Source organism: Nocardiopsis sp. NPDC055879, from assembly GCF_053615935.1.
This window is the reverse complement of the sequence record NZ_JBSHCT010000001.1, coordinates 123,721-142,599: the sequence shown is the minus strand read 5'-3', so window position 1 is coordinate 142,599 and position 18,879 is coordinate 123,721. Positions and strand designations below refer to the sequence as shown.

Below are 18,879 nucleotides of genomic sequence, written 5' to 3'. Positions count from 1 at the left end.
GACCCCGACCTGGAAGGGTCGGGGAGAGATCGTCGCGGGTACGGCTCAAGCTTGGTCGCCCTCGGCCCGAAGGACCGCGGATACCGCCACCTGAAGGGTTTGCTCTTCCACCTCCACGAGCGCGTCGATCGCCGGAAAGGCTCGCTGTAGTGAGAGGCCGTTCAGAACCGTCCCGAGGAATCGAGCGTTTCGAGGGACGTCGTCCGGGGAGAGGAGCCCCTCCTTCGCGAGCGTGTCGAGCCATCCTTCGATGCGTCGTTGACCGTCGCGTTCGATGGACAGGTGCGCCTCCCTGACCTGATCGGTCTGTTCAACGGCGACGAACGCGTTGACCGCGGCCACCATGGCGTCACGCGCCTGCTGTCCCATGCCCGCACGCGCGAGCACCTGACGCAGACTCCGGAGGAGACGTTCGTGTCCGGAGAGGGAGGCGTCGCGCATCCACTCCGTCGGGGCGAGCCACTCACCGACCCGTTCCATGACCTGATCTCGCAACTCCTGCTGCGTCGGGAAGTGGTAGCGCATGGACCCGATGCTCACACCGGCACGAGCGGCCACCGCCCGCACGGTCAGCCGTGCGGTGATGCCGTCCTCGGCGAGGATCGCGGCAGCGGCCGCCAGAATCCGCTCGCGTGTATCGAGCGGTGGTGTCGTCGTCATGAAGGTCTCCTCTTGCCTCCAGTATGCCGCAACAGAATCTCTAGTACTACGTACTAGTACGATGTACTATCGTGGTGGCGCGCGAGCGGACGTTCACCAAGGGGATTGGGTCGCCGGCGCACCGGTACCGGCCCTACTGGTCGGTATGGGGATCCTGCCGCCGTAGGGAGCGCAGAACGCGCGTCGCGGCCGCGGTACCGATGATGGCTCGACGCGATAGGAAACCGAGAATGTCTTCGAGCAACACCGGAATCAACGAACGCCGATTCGGCGCCCACCTATCGATGAGCCGGTGGAAGTCGCTCATCGTGATCCTCGTGCCGCCGATCGCGATGATCATTGTGCAGGTCGGCTTGTACCAGGTCGCGACCCTCATCGAGGGGCCGAGCGAGCAGTCGGAAACGCTCGGTCCGCTGCGTCTTCTCGCGGTGAACATCAGCATGATCGTCACCGGTTTTCTGACGGTGCCCATCGTCGCCGGCTTCGCGAGGGTCTCGTGGCGTGAGGTGTTGAGCCATCGCCGAGGATTCGACTTCCGTCGACTCACCGTCTACCTGGGTTGGGCCCTCGGTTTCACCGTGCTCGGCAACGCCGCACTGGGTGTCTTCGCCATCGACCACACACCATGGGTGGGCTTCGGCATCACCGGCACCACCGGATCGCTCATCGTGATCATGGTACTGACCACGCCCTTGACCGCCGCGGCGGAGGAACTGATGTTCCGTGGCGCCACCATGCCGGCCGTCGCGTCGTGGGTCAGGCCCGAGCGGCTCGCGCTCGGCCTGGGCGTCGTGGTGTCCAGCGTTCTCTTCGCCGTCTCGCATTTCGCCTCGGACCCGTGGCTGTTCGGCTACCACGTCTTCTTGGGTCTGGCCACCGCCACGATGGCCATCCGAAGCCGAGGATTGGAAGCCCCGATCGCCTGGCACATCGCCAACAACACCTTCACCGCGATTCTGAACACCCTTCTGGCGGGCGGCGGTGAATTCTCCGTCGCGCGAAGTGAGGGCGCCGGCGGCCCCCACCTTCTCATTCCCGTCGTGTTCGTCCTGGCGACCGTGGTCGTCGTCTGGATACGCGAAGGAAGGGCGCAGGAATCGGGAGTGACGACCCGGTGACCCTCCCAGACGACCCGACCCCGATCCCGTCGGGACGAGTGTCATGCCCTACGGGTGTGGCCGCGTGGCGGAGGCTTCGGCCTCCTCGTCCTCACTCCCCCGCTGGTGCGTACGAGGCTCGCCCCGCGAGTACGGCGACATGGGGGAGCCGCAGCCGACAGTGAAGGGCCCTGACCGGCGACGACGTCGCGAGGTCAGGGCCCTTCGTCCGGACCGGGGAGATGATCGCCGGAGGTTGAACAGTGGTGGAACCACAAGACGATCACCCTGGTCGTCGGCCCGTGCGCGTGGCAGGATGACGCTCATGCACTCGGCCTCCCCCTTCGGGGTCCCCCCGAACGCCCACCGACCCGATCATCGACCGGGCACTGTGCCACGGCACGGGCAGGGGTCGACCGCGGACAGGGTGATCACGATCGTCCTCATCTGCCTGGCGCCGCCGGTCTGTATCGGAGCGAGCCTTTGGGGCTTCTTCTCGATCATGGCGACCGCGAGCTGCGGGAGCGAATGCGGCACCGCCGTCGATGTGGCCCTCCCGCTGATGATCTTCTCGCCCTGGGTGATCTGGCTGATCGTCACCGTCTGGGCCATCGTGCGCCTCGTCAGGAGGAGGCCCGCGGTCTGGGTGATGCTCCTCGGCCTGGCGGTCGCGACCGTGATCTACGTGGCGGCGAACCTCATGATGTTCGCCGCCACGGGCTGATCGGTCGAACCGGTCGCAAGGATCGGCCTTCTCGGAATCCACGGCCCGCACGCGAGGCCTCCCGCGAGGATCAGTCGTCGCCGCGCTCACCCGGGACCCGGGTCTCGGGGCCCGTGTAACCGGCGAGCACCGAGCGCGGGAGGGGGCCCTTGATCCGGGCCCCGCTGTTGCTCTCCTCCCAGGCGTGCGCGAGGATGCCGACCGAACGGGAGAGCACGAAGAGCCCCCTGGCCAGTTCCGCGTCGAAGCCCAGGGAGGCGTAGACGGTGGCCGTGGCTCCGTCGATGTTCATGGGGACCGCCCGCCCCCCGCGCTGTTCCAAGGCCCGTTCCAGGGCCAGCGCGGATTCCAGGGGCCCCGCGTCGACGGTCCCGTCCTCGACCGCCCGTTCCACCATGGCCAGGAGCGGGTCCCGACGGGGATCCCGTGGATGGAAGCGGTGCCCGAAGCCGGGCACGTAGGCACCCTTCTCCCGGTACTCGGCGACGATCGCCTCGGCGACCTCGCCCACGTCGGTGCCGTGGGAACGCGACTCCGCCATCCGGTTCAGGAGCGCGACGCACTGCTGTCCGGCGCCTCCGTGCACGTCACCCAGGAGATTGACCCCCGTCGCCACCGCGTTGTTGAGCCCCAGTCCGCACGTGGCGGCCATGCGGGCGGCGGCGATGGAGGGCGCCTGTGGGCCGTGATCGACGCCGGCCACCATCGCCGACTCCAGCATGCGGGCCTGGGCCGGCTCGGGAAGCTCCCCCCGGAGCATGAGCCAGACCACCTGGATGAATCCGTAGCGGCCGATGACGTCCTGGACCGGGTAGCCGCGCAGTTCGATCTCACCCGGTGCGATCCGCGTCAGGGAGTTCGACCACCAGTCGCCGATCTCCTCGTGGGTCATCGCCTGGTCGTTCGGAGCGGTCACAGCGCACCGGCCTCTCTGAGCGCGTCGATGTCGCCCTGTTCGTATCCGGCCTCGTGGAGAACCTGATCGGTGTGTTCTCCCAGCAGGGGCGGTGACCGGTCCGGGCCCAGGGACGCTCCGTCCACGTGTACGCCGGTGCCGAGAACCCGTAGTTCGCGTTCCTCGTCCCCGGGGAAGGGGAGCGTGCGCACGAGGCCGCGGTGGTCGATCTGTTCGAGTTCGAGGGCGTCGCGAACGCTGAGGACCCGGGCCGCGGGGACCCCGGCCGCGGAGAGGATCTCCTCCCATTCGACCGCGGTCCGCTTCTCCAGGTGTTCCTCGATCGCCTCACGCAGCTCGGCACGGTTGTCCTTGCGGCTCTCACGTGCGGCGAAGCGGGGGTCGTCGAGGAGTTCGGGGGCGCCGATCCGCCGGCACAGGATCTCGTACTGTTCCTGCTTGTTGGCCGCGATGTTGAGCATGCCCTGGGCGGTGGAGAAGGTGCCCGAGGGCGCCGCGGTGGCGTTCTCGTTTCCGATCCTGGTGGGTTCCACGCCGGCCGAGAGGTGGTTGGAGGCGCCCCAGCCCAGGGCGGTGATGGCGGTCTCCAACATGGAGACGTCCAGGTGGGAGCCTCGGCCGGTGCGTTCTCGACGGACCAGGGCGCTGCCGATGGCGAACGCCGCGGCCAGTCCGCCCATGACGTCGGCGATGGGGAAACCCGCGCGCAGGGGGCCGCTCTCCTCGGTTCCGGTGGCGTCCATCATGCCGGAGAGGCCCTGGATGATCTGGTCGTAGGCGGGGCGATCGCTCAGCGGACCATCGGCCCCGAAACCGGAGACGGCGCAGTACACCAGCCCCGGGTTGATGCCGCGTAGTTCGTCCCAGCCGAACCCCAGGCGGTCCATGACCCCTGGACGGAAGTTCTCCACCAGCACGTCCGCGTCGCCGATCAGGCGCTCCATCACCTTCCGCCCCTCGTCGGACTTCAGGTTCAGGGTCAGGGACCTCTTGCCCGCGTTCTGGGCGAGGAAGGAGGCGCCCAGGCGTTCCCGGTTCAGCTCCGGTGAGGCCCCGAGTTGCCGTGCGAGGTCACCCGCCCCGGGGACCTCCACCTTGACCACGTCCGCCCCCATCAACGCGAGCTGGTATCCCGCGAAGGGTCCGGCCAGGACGTTGGTCAGGTCCAGGACACGGATTCCCGCCAGGGGCAGGTCGTCCCGCGCCGTCGTCGAGGGGCTCATCTCTTCTCCTTCTCGTCCGAGGCCGTGTTCTGCGAGGCGGGCTCGAATCCGATCCGACCGATGCGCTCGGCCGCCTCGCTCACGGCACCGCCGAAGACGCGGACCGCGGCATCGGTGAAACGCGCCGTGGGCCCGCCGACGGCGAGCGCGGCGACGGGGGTCGCCCCCTGGGCGCCGTACACCGGTGCGGCCACACCGGAGGCGCCGTTCTCGCGCTCGCCGTGGCTGACCGCGAAGCCTCGGGTCCGGGCCTCGTCGATCTCGGTGAGCAGTCGATCGGCGTACCGCGGGCCTTGGGGGGAGGCGGCGGCGACCCGTCGTACCACCGACGTGGGGACCCCGACCAGCAGGACCTTGCTGGCGGCGCCGCCCCAGAGCGGCATCTCCTCACCGGTGTTGACGACGTGGCGGAGCCGTTGGGGCCCCTCCTCCTGGGCGACGCAGACACGAACGGTGTCCGCTCGCACGTACAGGTTGACCGTCTCGGACGTCTCGACCGTGAGTTCTCGCATGATCGCGCGAATGGTCTCCGGTACCTGCCAGATCGCGTGGGCCAGACGCGCCCAGCGCAGCAGCCCCGGGCCGGCTCCGACGCGACCGTCCGGTCCGGTCCACAGCAGGCCGCGCTGTTCGAGGGTCCCGACCAGTCGCAGGACGGTGGTCTTGGCCAGTCCGGTCAGTTCCACCAGTTCTCGCGTGGTGTAGCGCTGGTTCCTCTCGTCGTAGAGATCCAGCAGGTCCAGAGCACGCACCACACTGCGCACTCCCCCTTCGGTTTCCCCGGCCATCACCCTCCCGCCCTGGTCCATCTGACGGACCATTTGGACTACTAGATGGTTCGATGCGAAACAGGTTAACCCAAGGGGCCACGATCCACCAGTGACCGACGACCACCACATCCCCGCGCACTCCCCACTTCGAAGTGATGGTGAACCGCCTGACGTGACGACTTCGTTAAGGAAAGATCTCCGGGACGCATTGACACCGACCCGAGTGATTTGCATCATTCTCTGAACCAATCAGCGGCCCATTAGGTCCACCTAGTGGACCAACGTGGATCGAGAGGGAGTGAAGATGGACAAGCAGCGGACCCTGCGCGCGGTGGGGGCCGTGTGCGCGGCGCTCGTGGTGGGTGCCGCCGGGGTGAACGCCGCGCTCTCGCAGACGCACGACTCCCAGGCCCGGGCAAGAGTGGACATCGTGGTGCCCGCCGACCCGGGCGGCGGTTGGGACCTCGTCGCGCGAGAGGCGCAGCACTCGATGCGGCTGAACGACATCGTGGCCAACACCCAGGTCCTCAACCTGCCCGGAGCGGGAGGCACCATCGGCCTCGCGCAGACCGTGCGGCGGGAGGGCAGCGCCACGACTCTGATGACCACGGGGACCGTCATGATCGGCGGCATCATCGTCAACGACTCAGCCCAGACGCTGGAGGACGTGGTGCCCATCGCCCGGGTGGCGGACGACTACGAGGTCTTCGTGGTCCGCGACGACTCCCCCCTCCAGGACATGGGCGACCTGATCGAGGCCTGGGAGGACGACCCGGGCGCGGTGGCCGTCGGTGGCGGATCGCTCGGCGGTACCGACCACCTCCTGGCCGGGCTCGCGGCCCAGTCCCAGGACATCGCCCCCTCGGACGTCAACTACATCCCCTTCGCGGGCGGCGCCCAGGCCCTCACCTCACTGCTCTCGGGCAGCATCGACGTGGGCGTCTCCGGCTACAACGAGTTCAGCGACCAGGTGGAGACGGGCGCCCTCCGTGTCCTGGGTGTCTCCGCGCACGAGCGGGTCACCGGCCTGGAGGACCATCCCACGCTCCCCGAACAGGGCGTGGAGGCCGTGCTCCCCAACTGGCGCGGCTTCATGGCGCCGCCGGGGATCACCGACGCCGAACGCGCGGAGCTCACGGCCATCGTGGAGGAAATGGTCGCCACCCCGGAGTGGCGGGACACCCTCGAACGCAACAAGTGGGACGACACCTTCCAGTCCGGTCCCGAGTTCGAGGCGTTCCTGCGCGAAGAGATCACCCGTATCACCGACGTCACCGAGGACCTGGGACTGTCATGAACCCACTCAGAGAATCCGCGTCGCCCGTTTCGTCGGGCGACGCGACGGACCACACACCAGATCCCTGGTGGAGGGGTCGCAGCGAGCTCTTCGTCGGTGTGCTCGTCATCGGCATCGGCGTCTTCCTCGCCTCCCAGACCCTGACCATGCACGTCCCCGACACCTCCACCGGCCCCGGCCCCCGGCTCTTCCCGAGCCTGGTGTCCGGACTGATGGTCGTGCTCGGCGCGCTCCTCGTACTCCAGATCGTCCGCCGACCGACGACCGCGCCGGAGGAGGAGGGATCGGAGAACGCCGAGGTGGTCGACGAGTCCGTCGAAGACCCCGGCCAGACCTCCGCGAGCGCCCCCGCCGAGGTGCGCCGGGAACCCGAACACACCGGTCCCCACAGCGACTGGCGTACGGTCGGCATGGTCCTGGCGGCGGTCGTCGCCTTCACCCTGCTCCTGCAACCCCTGGGCTGGTTGCTGTCCGGAGCCCTGCTGTTCTTCGGCGTGAGCTGGGCCTTCGGCGGGAAACGGCCCCTGTTCGAGGCGGCCGTCGCCCTGGTCTACTCCGCCGTCGTCCAACTCGCCTTCGTCGCGGGGCTGGGCCTGAACCTGCCCTCGGGGATCCTGGGAGGGCTTCTCTGACATGGACACCCTCATGCTCCTGGGCGGCGGTTTCGCCTCCGCCCTGACCCCCGAGAACCTGCTCTGGGCGTTCGTCGGCGTGGTGCTCGGTACCGCGGTGGGCGTGCTTCCCGGCCTGGGATCGGCGATGGCCGTGGCCCTGCTGCTCCCGGTCACCTTCAAACTCGATCCCACCGGCGCGTTCATCATGTTCACCGCCGTCTACTATGGCGGTCTGTTCGGTGACTCCACCACGTCGATCCTGATGAACACCCCGGGCAACAGCTCGGCCATCGCCACCGCGATCGAAGGCCACAAGATGGCCGGGCGCGGCAAGGCCTCCCAGGCCCTGGCCACCTCGGCGATCGGCGCGTTCATCGGCGCGGTGGTCTCCACGGCGGTGGTCGCGTTCTTCTCCGGCGTCATCATCGACATCGCCCTGCGGTTCGGCCCCGCCGAGTACTTCGCGCTGGCGGTGTTCGCCTTCGTGGCCACGTCCGCGGTCGTCGCCCAGTCCATGGTGCGCGGTCTCATCGCGCTGACCCTGGGGTTGGGCATCGCGATGGTCGGCATCGACGCGCAGAGCGGCGCCGCCCGGTTCACCCTGGGCGTACCCTCCCTCTTCGAGGGCATCGGCATCGTCACCGTGACCGTCGGCCTGCTCGCCCTGGGAGAGGTGCTCCACGTCGCCTCCCGCATCCACCGGCAGGGGCCCGACGCCCGACCGGTCAAGACGGGAGGGACGCTCTGGCTCGGACGCGGCGACCTGCGCCGCGCCATCCCGGCCTGGCTGCGCGGTCTGGGCTTCGGGCTTCCCTTCGGCACCATCCCGGCCGGCGGCTCGGAGATCCCGACGTTCCTCGCCTACGGAACCGAGAGGAAGCTGTCCCAGCTCAGGGCCCGCCGAGGCAAGCGCCCCGACGAATTCGGCAAGGGCGCCATCGAAGGGGTGGCGGCACCGGAGGCGGCCGCCAGCGCGACCGCGGGCACGGCCATGGGCGCCCTCCTCGGGCTCGGCCTACCGACCTCGGCCACGGCGGCCATCATGCTCGCCGCCTTCCAGCAGTACGGCATGCAGCCCGGACCGTTGTTGTTCGAACGCAACGCCGACCTCGTGTGGGCGCTCCTGGCGAGCCTGTTCATCGGAAGCGTGATGCTGCTGATCCTGAACCTGCCGTTCGCACCGCTGTGGGCCAAACTGCTGCTCATCCCCAAGAGGTACCTGTACGCGGGGATCACCGGTTTCGCGGCGCTCGGCGTCTATGCCTCCTCCTACGCGATCACCGATCTCTGGCTCCTCATCCTGCTCGGACTGTTGGGCTTCATGATGCGCCGCTACGCGATCCCCTTGGCGCCGGTGCTCATCGCCGTGATCCTCGGCCCCTTGGCGGAGAGCGAGTTGCGACGCGGGCTGGCGATCGGTCAGGGCGACGTGGGCGTCATGTTCACCGGCCCCATCACCCTGGGCATCTACGCCGTCATCCTGCTGGCCGTGGGCATCGTGGTGGTGGCGCGGGTGCGTTCGTCCCGACGCTCGGCCGACGCGGAGGAATCCAAGACCCCCTCGACCGTGTGAACCGAGAGGGCGGCCGGTCGGGAGGAGCCACGACTCCCGACCGGTCTCGGGCCGCTCGAACGGTGCCGGTCGGTTCACCCGCTCGCCGATGGTCCGCTCTCACGGCCGTCATCCCCATGCTCGGGTTCGGAATCGTCCTCCGAAGCCCGCACGGCACCGGCGAGCCGGTAGTCGACGTGGACGCCGCGATACACCTCTCCCCCACGCACCCGCCAAGGCAGGCCGTCGCGTTCACGGACCGAGAGGCTCTCTCGATCGGGGGTTCCTCGTACGCGGGTCCGGACGTCCGGTTCCTCATGGAAGAGCAGTTCCTCCGCCGACACCGACGCACGGATCTCCACGTCGTCCACGTCGTCCATGTCATCCGTTTCGTCCTCGCGGCGGCGCCTCATCCGTCGTCCTCCTCGTCGAAGTCCCCCACCACGTCGCCGACGGCGCCCGCCGTCTCCTCCAGGGCCCTTCCGGCTCCCCGCCCGGCCCCGGAGACGGCGTCGCCTGCGCCTCGCCCGACTCCCGCGACGGCGTCACCGGCTCCCCGGCCGGCCTCCGAGACGGCCGCGCCGGTGCCCTCCGACACCTCTTCGAGCGACCTGCCCACCCCTCGGGCCACGTGTTCGATGATCTGTGGGTTGGAGTCGATGGTCTTGAGGACCCGGGCGATGATCTCCCGCACGTTGTCGAGCTGAACCTTGAGCAGCGCCTGCGCCTCGACCCCCTTGATCGTGAGTCCGACGTGGCCGAGTTCGACGTCGACACCCACCTTCAGTCTGAGCAGGTCCAACACGTCGGCCTCCAGCGAGACGGAAGCGGCGAGGTCCTCGACGTCGAGTTCGATCTCGTCGACCTTCACGACCGGGATGTCGAGGTACACATCGGGATCGTCCCTTGTGGAGGGGCGGGCGGATCGCTCCTCACGTGTCCGCGGCGCCTTCTTCTCCACACGGGGCTGTTCCACGAGCCCGGCCTCCGCTTCGGGCCCCTGTTCGGGCCGCATCCCCGGCCCCTTGTGCCTCTTGCGGCCCCCGTGACGGGTGCGACGACGCGCGGAACCACCGGCACCGTGATCATCCTGGGCATCCTGCTGCATGTCCTCCGCCCCCTTTCGAGCGGTGGGGTAGGTGCGCGTCGACACGACCGGCCCCGGGCGCCGGAGATCGAATCGAAAGTCTGATTTGCACCTTTTGCGAACCATGTGTTCGCGCCCCTACCCCGCGCCCATCCAGCGGAAACGACGTCGCCCCGCCTCAGCCCGCGGTCTTGACGTAGGGCACGTCGCGGGTGAACTCACGAAACCCCACGCCGTAGTACAGCCCTCGCGCGGACGGGTGCGCCGGCGCGCCCAGACAGGCGACCACCATGCGTTCCGCCCCCGCCGCCTTGGCCCGGTGCATGCCGTGCAGCTGCAACGCCGAACCCAACCCCCGACGCCGGAAGTCCACGTGGGTGCCGACCGGCTCGAACTCGGCGGAGCGCGTGACCTCGTCCAGCCAGATGATCGCGGACGCGGCGAGGGTCCCGCCCGGCGCCTCCACCAGCACGTGCAGGTCACCCCGGTACGGCCAGGTCTCCCGGATCCGCTCCAGCCCCGCCTCGGTGAACCGGGAGTTCGGCCAGGCGTCCCGATGCGCCTTCACCACCCCGGCCGCCGACACGTCCTCGGCCGTCACGAACCGGAACCCCTCGGGCAGCACCGGTTCCGGCACATCGACCAGGTCGCGTTCGTTGGTCTGGAGCCAGTGCCCCTCGTCGCCCCCGTCCTCGACGTCGAACACGAACCCGTGCGCCTCGACCCGCTGACGCGCCCGGGCGTCGGCGACCTGCACGGTCATCGTCCGGTCGACGTCACCGGCCACCTCGTCGTACCAGTCCAGGACCTCGTCGATCAGCTCCGGCCGGTCCGGGTCCGTCTGCCAGACCAGCTCGGCCGACCTCGTCTCACGGAACGTCCCATCGTCGCGCGGGATCCGGTACGGCAGGCGCGCCCACCCCCAGGCGACCGGCCGGTCCTCGTCGAACCACAGCCGACGCCGCCAGTACGACCCGAAGGTGTCCTGGGCCATGCCCCAGACCCAGGCCAGTTCACCCACGGTCGCGTCACCGTTGACCAGTTCCGGCCACCGCGCCGACACCCGCTGGGACAGATCCTGCATCAGCCGTAGCTCGGCCCTACTGAAATCTCCCATGCCGGCAAGCCTCGCAAGGGCGCCCCGCGTTGTCGAAGGATTTTCGGCCACGGCACGGCCGCCACCTGGCACCACGCGACCCCGTCCGACGAATCACCCTTTTCCACTCTAAAGGTGGGAGATCAGACCTTTCAGACTCCATAGAATTCCCCTCATGGAGACCTCCACCCACGCTTCCTCGGCGTACCCTCCCCCGGTCCCCCCGGCGCCCCTGGCCGGCCGTTACCGGTGCGCCGCCGGCATCCGCGTGGACGACCACACACTGCTGTTCGAGGCCCGGGACCTCGTGGCCGACACGCCTGTCCTCGTCCTGCTCGACGAGACCGTGACCGAGCACTCGGACGAGCCCGCGACGCGTTGGGGACGACTCCGCGGGATCGACCATCCCGTCCTGCCAAGGACCCGGGACCACGGAGTCGAAGCCGGCCGCGCGTGGGTGGTCTGCGACGTACCCGCGGGCGAGCCGCTCAAGGACATCGTCGGCGGCCGGTTCGGCGAACGCGTCTCCAGGCGCGAGGCCCTGGACGTGATCGACACCCTCCTGTCGCTGTTGGAGGAGTTCCACGACCAAGGGCTGGTGCACGGCGCGGTCGGTCCCGACACCGTGTTCCTGGCCGACGACGGTTCGGTGCGCCTCCTGCCGTTGGTGACCGCTCCCGCCCGAACGATGACGGACCCCGGCGAGGACGTCCGAGCCGTGGGAGAGCTGCTGCGCGTCATGATCGCCGGGCCGGGCGCCGGGGAGGACGACGGCGCGCTCTTCGAGGCCGGCGACGAGTTCGCCCTGCTGGTGGACAAGGCCACCGCGGCCGACCCCGACCACCGCCCGCGCGACGCGGGCCGCTACCGGGCCCTGGTTCGCCGAGTACGGGAACGCCTCCCGGCCGCCCCCGGCCGACACGCCGCGTCCGGCGCGTCGTCGGCCCCCTCCACGGGTGACCCCACGGACCCCTCCGAAGGTCCCGGCGGTTCCGCGCACGAGCCACCGGCCCAGAAGACGAGGCGCCGCCGCACCCTCTTCCTCGCGTCCGCCTGCGTCGTCCTGTTCCTCCTCGTGGCCGCGCTGCTGACCTGGACCCTCACCTCCTCAGACGACGGAACCGAGGCCACACCGGTCGTGGCCACCATGCCCGACCTGGTCGGCATCAGCCCCGAGGACGCCACCGAACACATCGACGGACTCGCCGTCTCCCCAGACGTCTCCTACGACCAGGTCCACGACGACGACGTGGACGCGGGTCTGGTCGCCGCCACCACCCCCGAACCGGGCGCCTCCCTCGCCGAGAACGACCCGGTGACCATCGTGGTGGCGATCGGCCCCGAGCGCCTGCCCATGCCCGATCTGGTGGACGAACGCGAGGCGGACGCCCGTCAGGCCCTGGCCGACCTCGGGTTCACGGACGTGACGGTCACTCAGGAGGCCTCCGACTCCGTGCCCTCGGGGACCGTGCTGGAGACCGACCCCGAGGCGGAGGAGACGGTGGACTACGACACACCCGTGACCCTCACCGTCAGCGAGGGCGTTACCCTGCCCGACCTGGTCGAAAGCAGCGAGGAGGAGGCCCTCGCGGCCCTCGGATCCCTCGGTCTGGCCGCGGAGGTGGTGGTGTCCGAGGAGTCGGAGAGCCCCGAAGGAGAGGTCGTCTCCCAGTCCCCGACCGCCGGAGCGATCGTCGAGCCCGAGTCCACCGTGGTCCTGACGGTCTCGCCCGGCCCCGAGGACGAAGATGTCCAGACCCTCGACGAGCAACCGCGAGACGATACCTCGGATCGGGGGAACGAGCGGCACGACCGCGGTGACGACGGCCCGGACCGGGACCCCCGGAACGGAGACCACCGGGAGCCGGGGGAAGAGTCGCCCGAGACGGACTCGCCCGAACCCGCGACGTGCGCCTCCGAGCCCTGGTCGGAGGGCAGAAACTACTCCGAGGGGTCGCGGGTCGTCCACGAGGGGCGCGAGTACGAGGCGATCTGGTGGACCGGCCACGTCTCACCGCCGGAGAGCTCCGAGTGGGGTCCCTGGCAGGAGATCGGAACCTGCTGAGTCGGGCGGCCGGGTGATGGTCCCCCCGGGCCGCCCCGGCCCGCCCTACCTTGGAGCGATGAACGCACACGAACCCGTGGGAGTCCACCTGCGCCGTTGGCGTGAGCGCCGTCGACGGTCCCAGCTCGACCTGTCCATCGCCGCCGAGGTCTCCACCCGGCACCTGAGCTACCTCGAAACCGGCAGGTCCAGCCCCAGCCGCGACATGATCGACCGGCTCTGCGAAGAACTCGACGTCCCCTTGCGCGAACGCAACGACCTGTACCTGGCCGCCGGGTTCGCACCCGCCCACCCCGAACGCCCCCTCGACGATCTCGGCGCGGTGCGCGGTGCCGTCGACGCGGTCCTGTCCGGGCACGAACCCCACCCGGCCGTCGCCGTCAACGCCCGCTGGGACCTACTGCTCGCCAACCGGGCCATGTCGCGCTTCCTCCAGGCCGTTCCGGCCGCACTGCGCGAACCGCGCCCGAACATGCTGCGGGCCACCCTGCACCCCGATGGGCTCTCCCACCAGTTGGTCAACCACGCCCAGTGGCGCTCTCTCACCCTGCGGCGGGTACGCCGTCAGTACGAACGCACCGCCGACCCCGCGCTCGTGGACCTGCTCCGTGAACTGGAGGGTTACCCGCCCCCGCCGCGACCCACCGAGGAGGTGCCCGGGCCCGAGAGCGACCTGGTCGCGCCGATGCTGCTCGACACCGGGTTCGGGCGGCTCAGCCTGGTCTACGCGGTGACCGTGTTCGGGTCCCCGCGCGACGTCACCCTCGACGAGATCGCCATCGAGACCTTCTTCCCCGCGAACGAACACACCCGCCGTGTCCTGCGCGAACTCGGCGAGACCTCCGAGGCTTGACCTGCGAGGTCATTGCCGCGCCGCCGCCACCCCGACCAGGCTGGATCCCAGCGGCGGCCACCGGGTCGCCCCCAGCGGAAGGCGGACCCATGCTTCTCATCGAGATCGCCCACCCGACCGGGCGCCTGGACGACCATGATCGTGAACTGGTCTCCCGCGCCGTCGTCGACCTGTTCCTCGACGCCCACGGACACGCGACGGAGACCATCCGCCGGGCGCGGACCGCCACCCACATCGCCTTTCGGGAGCTACGGGGCTGGTGGACCGGCGACGGGCCCCTGCCCGACGACGTCGCCCCGCCGCTCATCATCACCCTCACCGTGCCCGAAGCGTGGCGGGAGGAGGCCGCCGGTACCTTCATCGGCCTGGTGCGCACCGCCGTGAAACGGCTGGACGACCACCACGGCAGGCGGCGTCCGCGCGGCAGCCTGTGGGTGCGGGTCGACGGTGTTCCGGACGGCAGCCTCGGTTTGGACGGGCGTCCGGCCACCGGAGCCGACGTGTTGGCCTTCCTCACCGAGGAGTTCCGCACCGCCTGGGAGAGCGGAACCTCCGCACCGGTACCCGAGGGTCGGCTGCCCGACCCGATCTGCGGGATGACCGTGGCCGACGGCAGGAACAGCCTGGTCATGGAGGACGACGGACGGCGTTTGGGGTTCTGCTCCCAGGGCTGTCAGGACGCCTACGCCCGCGAACACCCCGAGGCCGTCGTCGTCTGAGCCTCCGCCGTCGACGTACCCGACCATCGCGCGGACAGGTGGGCCACAACGATCCACCCGACACACCGGTGGCGGCCCGGAACCCTCCCGTGCGGTGCCCACGCGCACAGGCGGTTCCGAGCCGCCTCGACCTCCCGACGCAGAGCCCCGCCAGACTCTGCCTCGGACACGTCCTATCTCGGGACGAACACCTCTCTCATCGGCGCGGAGCGCGTCGCTACCGCGATCGGTCACCCTGCTCCGTAACCTGCGCGGCGATGACACGACTCCCTGACCACCACCGGACCCCGCCCCACCGCGAGGCTCCGGGAACGGTCCGTCCTGCTCCCTCGGACCGCCACCGACGTGTCCCTTCCGCCCGAACGGGCGCCACATCGGGAGAGAAGCCGTCTTCTTCTTTCGGGGTGGTCCTGGGCGGCCCCCGAGCCATGGGAATCGTGTCCTCGACCTGCCCGCGGCGATCAACCGAAGCGGCCGGATGCCCGGTGCGTTCCCCCCGACGGAAACGGACCGGCCCACCGCCGACCCGGTGTGGACCGCCCGGGGCCAGGTCGCGGACACGGACTTCATCGCTCTCCCCCGCCCTTGGGGAGAGGTCGTCGGAAGACGTGAGGCCTTCCGTGGTTCGGGAGGGCGCGGGTTCCAAGGCGCGCCCGTCATGGGCGACGGCCTTGGCCCGAGCCCGCGGCTCGCCGTGGTCGACCCTCAGCACCGGTGGTTCGTCCTCGACGTCGAAACGACGCCAGGCCGCGCTCTGGGACTCGTCACGCTCACGGAGCAGCAGGTGGACGTGGGACTCACCCCGCCGCACGGCCCACCGGTAGGCCTCGGTCACGTCGAACTCCACGCCGCCGTTCACCGGGCAGGCGGCCTGCCCGCCCGTGACACTTCGGGTGTCGAGAAGGGCGCGGGCCTTCGGCTGATCGTTCCATGTGGACCCGGTGTGGAAGGGGTCGACCCTATGCGCTTGCAGGACGGAATCACCGGCGCAGTCGTAGGACCACACCACTTCGGCGCGCAGCACGGCGGACTCCACGACGCTGCCGGGCGCGGACTCGACCGGGAATCGGAACAGGGCCCTGCGGGTGTAGGCGTGGTCCCATTCGAGGTGCCCGATGCCCACGCTCGGGGTCCGGGCGCCGTCGTAGGCGCGGTCGGGGAAGGCACGGTCCACGTAGGTCCACGAGGCACTCTCGACCTCGACCCGCTCGGTATCGGAATGCACGGCGGCGAACACGTCACCGGCTTCGACCCGACCGGATTCCGTGCCGGCCGAGGCCGTGTCACCGGCTTCGGCGGGGGGCTTCTCGTCGGCTGTGGCCGGAGCGACCGACGTCCCCAACGCGAAGGCCAGGGCGTGGGCCGCGCAAGCCGCCGTCGCACGGGCCAGGGAACGACGCATTACGGGTGGTGCCTACACATTCCATTTATGTCCGAAAAAGAATCAGAGCGAGGCCTTTCGCCCCGTTCCAACAACAAGGAAGTTACCAAATCCGCACAGCCACCCACAAACCCCGGATATATAAATACCGACCTAAACCAGAATTACCACCACCAGAAAACCGAAAGTCATCCCTACCGCAGATGGAAGCCCACATCGCACCAGCCCGACACGCACACATGGAGCCATTTCGGAGCAGCATTAAAACCGAAACAGACGAGCCCGGATTTCCCAGGAAGGTTTTGTCGCGCCATCGATAATCCGGACGCGCCTCATGCCCGCCCCGGAAGCGGGCACCCATGCCGGCACACCACGTCGACCGAGACCGGTGTTCACACCAAGGGGAGGCAAGACCGGAGAGACATCGTCCAAGTGACGTGTACCGGACCACGAGGCCGGGCAGTCGGGTCCCCACAAGGGAGAACGCGCCATCCAGGAGGTCGTCGTGGCCGAGCCGTCCAGCCCGATCAAGGACAAGAACTACAACCTGATCTGGGCCCTTCATCAGTCGCTGGAGAACGTCTGGCGCCTGGAGGGCTACATCAAGGACGCGGAGAGCCAGGGCGACGAGGAACTCGTCCGCTGGTTCCGTCGGATCCAGGAGAACAACCAGAAGGCCGGTGAGCAGGGCAAGCGGATGCTCATGGCTCGGATCCAGAAGGAGAACGGCTGAGGCCCCGCCCTTCGCCTGGAACCGAGACAGGCCAAGGCGATCCCGGACACGACCGGGATCGCCTTCGGCGTCTTCGGGCCGCCCGGTAGAGGGAACCCGCCCCGGCCGGAGCGACCCGCCTGGCCTCGGCACCCCACCTGACGACTATCCCCCGCGCCTGAGTCGACCCGTGAGACAAGGCAGGCCACAGAGGCTTCTACCCCACCAGCCGTACCGCCAGCAACGCGATGTCGTCCTCACCGGTCCCGGTGACGTTCTCCTCCACGATCCGTCGCAACAGTTCGGGCAGCGGGCTGTCGACACCGGCCGCGAGTATGCGTTTGGTGCGGGCGATGAACACGTCCATCTCCAGGCCACGATGCTCGACCAGCCCGTCGGTGAACATCAACAACGTGCTGCCCGGCTCCAGGAGTCTTTGGTGGTCGATGCGCGACAGGTCCGGAAGGTCGGGATGGAAGAGCAGACCATGCTCGGTCAGCTCCTCGACGACCCCATCCGAAGAAGCGACCAGGGGCCACATGTGGCCCGCGTTGGTCCACGTCAACAGCCACCTTTCGGAACATGGCCTCAGGTGGGCGTGCACCATCGTGCCACTGGCCCCCAGGCCCAGTATTCGGTTGGCGTGTTCGAAGGCCGAGAGGATCCGCGCGGGCCCATAGTCGGGGTGGTCCAGGTCGGCCTGCCGCAACATGGTGCGCACCTGCCCCATGAAGATGGCCGCTCGGAGGTTGTGACCGGTGATGTCGCCGATCGTGATCGCCAGGGTTCCGCTCTCGTCGTCGACCAAGGGAAAGACGTCGTACCAGTCACCACCCACCGTGGCTCCCCCCTCGGCGGGGCGGTAAAGGGCCTCGATCTCCAAACCTTCGATACGAGGAACCTCGGTCAGCATGGCCTTCTGCATCATGTGCGCGGCCTGGACACGGCGGGCCACGTATGACACCCGCTCCACGGCACGAGCGGCGTATTCGGCCAGGGAACCGAGCAACGCGCGTTCCACGACCTCCATTCGATGAGGCACGTCCCATCCCAACACGAGCACACCCACGGGATCACGGCCCACGGGCACGGGGAGGAACACCGCACCGGCCAGCCCCATTCGGGTGAACCCGGCTCGTACCTCGGGGGACAGCTTCGCGATGGCGTCCGCATCGGGCACCTCCACGATGGTTCCGGTACGCGCCGCCTGGGCCTCGGGCCAGTCGCTGTCCAACGCGCATTCCGCATGGACCGCTTCCGCACCCGGGGGGTCCTCGGAGTCGACGACGCGGCATAGCCGGTCACCCTCGACCAGCATCAACTCCACCCGGACGGTGCTCAGATCGAGGGTGATCAGCGCCTTGACGCTGCGCCGCACCAGGGTCACATCCGTGGCCCCGGCGAGTTCCTCGGCGGTACGCATCAGCATTCGGGAGCGTTCGTAGGCGCGCTGGTCCTGTTGCCGGGACTTTCCGTTCTCCTCCACGAACAGGCGCAGGAGCAACTCCGCCTCGCACACATGCGCCAGGTCGCGCAGTGCGTTGATCTCCCTGTCACTCCAGGTGCGTTCGGCGGTATCGATCGCGAGGACGCAACCCAGGAAGGTCCCCTCCATGTCGACGAGCGGCGCCCCGATCCAGGTGATCCCTCCGAGGGCTTGGGCCACGCTCGCCACGGAGGCGAAGAGGTCTTGGTCGTCTTCGCTCGCGGATGGGGCACCTGCTCCCTCCGTGCGAGGCAGCGGCACCTGTCTGGAGGAGGACCATGGTTCTCCCAACCCCACCAGGCCGGGAAGGACGTGACGGCCCTCCTCCGCCAGTGTGACCACCACCGGGGCTTCGAGCAGGTGCGTGGCCAGGCTCGCGAAACGATCCATGCTCTCGTCCGGCTCGGCTCCCAGACCGAGGCGCTCCGTCACGGACGGGACCTCGGCATCCGACGGTCGAGCGGAACCGCCGTAGAACTCGTCGTCGTTGTCCATCGACTACGCCGCCCCAGCCTTCCCACTACGACCAGCACCGATACATAGGCGCCAAGCCTATTGACGCCGCTCCCGAGACCGGTGGAGGCAAGGGGCGTGGCGGACGGTGGGCCGCCCTTCTCCCGGGGGCGG

The 18,879-nt window shown here is 69.2% G+C and carries 18 protein-coding genes; 9 read left to right on the top strand and 9 right to left on the bottom strand.

The genetic code is table 11. The features are described from left to right. Positions 1-45 precede the first annotated feature (45 nt). Positions 46-660, bottom strand: coding sequence for a TetR family transcriptional regulator (locus tag ACWGKS_RS00610; RefSeq protein ID WP_452521358.1), 615 nt, complete (start codon positions 658-660; stop codon positions 46-48). A gap of 230 nt (positions 661-890) precedes the next feature. Here ACWGKS_RS00610 and ACWGKS_RS00605 point away from each other — a divergent pair, with 230 nt between their 5' ends. Both ACWGKS_RS00605 and ACWGKS_RS00600 read left to right on the top strand, forming a co-directional pair. Beyond that, positions 891-1,778, top strand: coding sequence for a CPBP family intramembrane glutamic endopeptidase (locus ACWGKS_RS00605; RefSeq protein ID WP_452521356.1), 888 nt, complete (start codon positions 891-893; stop codon positions 1,776-1,778). A gap of 406 nt (positions 1,779-2,184) precedes the next feature. Further along, positions 2,185-2,481, top strand: a complete 297-nt coding sequence (locus ACWGKS_RS00600) for a hypothetical protein (RefSeq protein WP_452521354.1) — start codon at positions 2,185-2,187, stop codon at positions 2,479-2,481. Positions 2,482-2,551: 70 nt separating this feature from the next. Here the strand turns inward: ACWGKS_RS00600 and ACWGKS_RS00595 are convergent, their stop codons facing one another. Genes ACWGKS_RS00595 through ACWGKS_RS00585 form a run of 3 tightly spaced genes read right to left on the bottom strand, consistent with a single transcriptional unit; the run spans position 2,552 to position 5,441 of the window. Further along, complete coding sequence (locus tag ACWGKS_RS00595) at positions 2,552-3,397, bottom strand: citryl-CoA lyase (protein WP_452521352.1); 846 nt, start codon at positions 3,395-3,397, stop codon at positions 2,552-2,554. Further along, a complete protein-coding gene (locus ACWGKS_RS00590; RefSeq protein WP_452521350.1) occupies positions 3,394-4,620 on the bottom strand; it encodes a CaiB/BaiF CoA transferase family protein in 1,227 nt (408 codons plus the stop codon). The genes ACWGKS_RS00595 and ACWGKS_RS00590 overlap by 4 nt, the downstream gene beginning before the upstream one ends. Then, positions 4,617-5,441, bottom strand: coding sequence for an IclR family transcriptional regulator (locus tag ACWGKS_RS00585; protein WP_452521348.1), 825 nt, complete (start codon positions 5,439-5,441; stop codon positions 4,617-4,619). Before ACWGKS_RS00585 ends, ACWGKS_RS00590 begins: the two co-directional genes overlap by 4 nt. 253 nt (positions 5,442-5,694) lie before the next feature. On the opposite strand from ACWGKS_RS00585, the gene ACWGKS_RS00580 reads away from it, so the two are divergent. Genes ACWGKS_RS00580 through ACWGKS_RS00570 form a run of 3 tightly spaced genes read left to right on the top strand, consistent with a single transcriptional unit; the run spans position 5,695 to position 8,874 of the window. Then, complete coding sequence (locus ACWGKS_RS00580) at positions 5,695-6,687, top strand: Bug family tripartite tricarboxylate transporter substrate binding protein (RefSeq protein WP_358507372.1); 993 nt, start codon at positions 5,695-5,697, stop codon at positions 6,685-6,687. Next, positions 6,684-7,319: a tripartite tricarboxylate transporter TctB family protein gene (locus tag ACWGKS_RS00575; protein ID WP_452521346.1), complete on the top strand. Its 636-nt coding sequence runs from the start codon at positions 6,684-6,686 to the stop codon at positions 7,317-7,319. The genes ACWGKS_RS00580 and ACWGKS_RS00575 overlap by 4 nt, the downstream gene beginning before the upstream one ends. Position 7,320: 1 nt before the next feature. Next, a complete protein-coding gene (locus ACWGKS_RS00570; RefSeq protein WP_452521344.1) occupies positions 7,321-8,874 on the top strand; it encodes a tripartite tricarboxylate transporter permease in 1,554 nt (517 codons plus the stop codon). A 74-nt stretch (positions 8,875-8,948) separates the two neighbouring features. Here the strand turns inward: ACWGKS_RS00570 and ACWGKS_RS00565 are convergent, their stop codons facing one another. From ACWGKS_RS00565 to ACWGKS_RS00555, 3 genes are all read right to left on the bottom strand, one after another. Beyond that, complete coding sequence (locus tag ACWGKS_RS00565) at positions 8,949-9,266, bottom strand: hypothetical protein (protein ID WP_452521342.1); 318 nt, start codon at positions 9,264-9,266, stop codon at positions 8,949-8,951. Next, a complete protein-coding gene (locus ACWGKS_RS00560; protein WP_452521340.1) occupies positions 9,263-9,961 on the bottom strand; it encodes a hypothetical protein in 699 nt (232 codons plus the stop codon). The genes ACWGKS_RS00565 and ACWGKS_RS00560 overlap by 4 nt, the downstream gene beginning before the upstream one ends. 157 nt (positions 9,962-10,118) lie before the next feature. Next, positions 10,119-11,057, bottom strand: coding sequence for a GNAT family N-acetyltransferase (locus tag ACWGKS_RS00555; protein ID WP_452457049.1), 939 nt, complete (start codon positions 11,055-11,057; stop codon positions 10,119-10,121). 154 nt (positions 11,058-11,211) lie between these two features. Here ACWGKS_RS00555 and ACWGKS_RS00550 point away from each other — a divergent pair, with 154 nt between their 5' ends. The 3 genes from ACWGKS_RS00550 (at position 11,212) to ACWGKS_RS00540 (ending at position 14,673) form a co-directional block, all read left to right on the top strand. Next, positions 11,212-13,101, top strand: a complete 1,890-nt coding sequence (locus ACWGKS_RS00550) for a PASTA domain-containing protein (protein ID WP_452457048.1) — start codon at positions 11,212-11,214, stop codon at positions 13,099-13,101. A gap of 58 nt (positions 13,102-13,159) precedes the next feature. Beyond that, complete coding sequence (locus ACWGKS_RS00545) at positions 13,160-13,954, top strand: helix-turn-helix domain-containing protein (RefSeq protein ID WP_358507359.1); 795 nt, start codon at positions 13,160-13,162, stop codon at positions 13,952-13,954. Positions 13,955-14,043: 89 nt separating this feature from the next. Next, positions 14,044-14,673 (top strand): hypothetical protein, encoded by a 630-nt coding sequence (locus tag ACWGKS_RS00540; protein ID WP_358507357.1) that lies wholly within the window; start codon positions 14,044-14,046, stop codon positions 14,671-14,673. A gap of 217 nt (positions 14,674-14,890) precedes the next feature. Here the strand turns inward: ACWGKS_RS00540 and ACWGKS_RS00535 are convergent, their stop codons facing one another. Then, positions 14,891-16,075 (bottom strand): DNRLRE domain-containing protein, encoded by a 1,185-nt coding sequence (locus tag ACWGKS_RS00535; RefSeq protein ID WP_358507355.1) that lies wholly within the window; start codon positions 16,073-16,075, stop codon positions 14,891-14,893. Between the two features lie 484 nt (positions 16,076-16,559). Between ACWGKS_RS00535 and ACWGKS_RS00530 the strand changes: the two genes are divergently transcribed. Further along, entirely contained in the window at positions 16,560-16,787 is a 228-nt protein-coding gene (locus ACWGKS_RS00530; RefSeq protein ID WP_358507352.1) for a hypothetical protein, read from the top strand. 196 nt (positions 16,788-16,983) lie between these two features. On the opposite strand, the gene ACWGKS_RS00525 is transcribed toward ACWGKS_RS00530, so the two are convergent. Beyond that, the gene (locus ACWGKS_RS00525) at positions 16,984-18,747 is read right to left on the bottom strand and encodes a SpoIIE family protein phosphatase (protein ID WP_452521337.1); all 1,764 of its coding nucleotides are present in this window, start codon (positions 18,745-18,747) and stop codon (positions 16,984-16,986) included. Between the last annotated feature and the right edge of the window lie 132 nt (positions 18,748-18,879).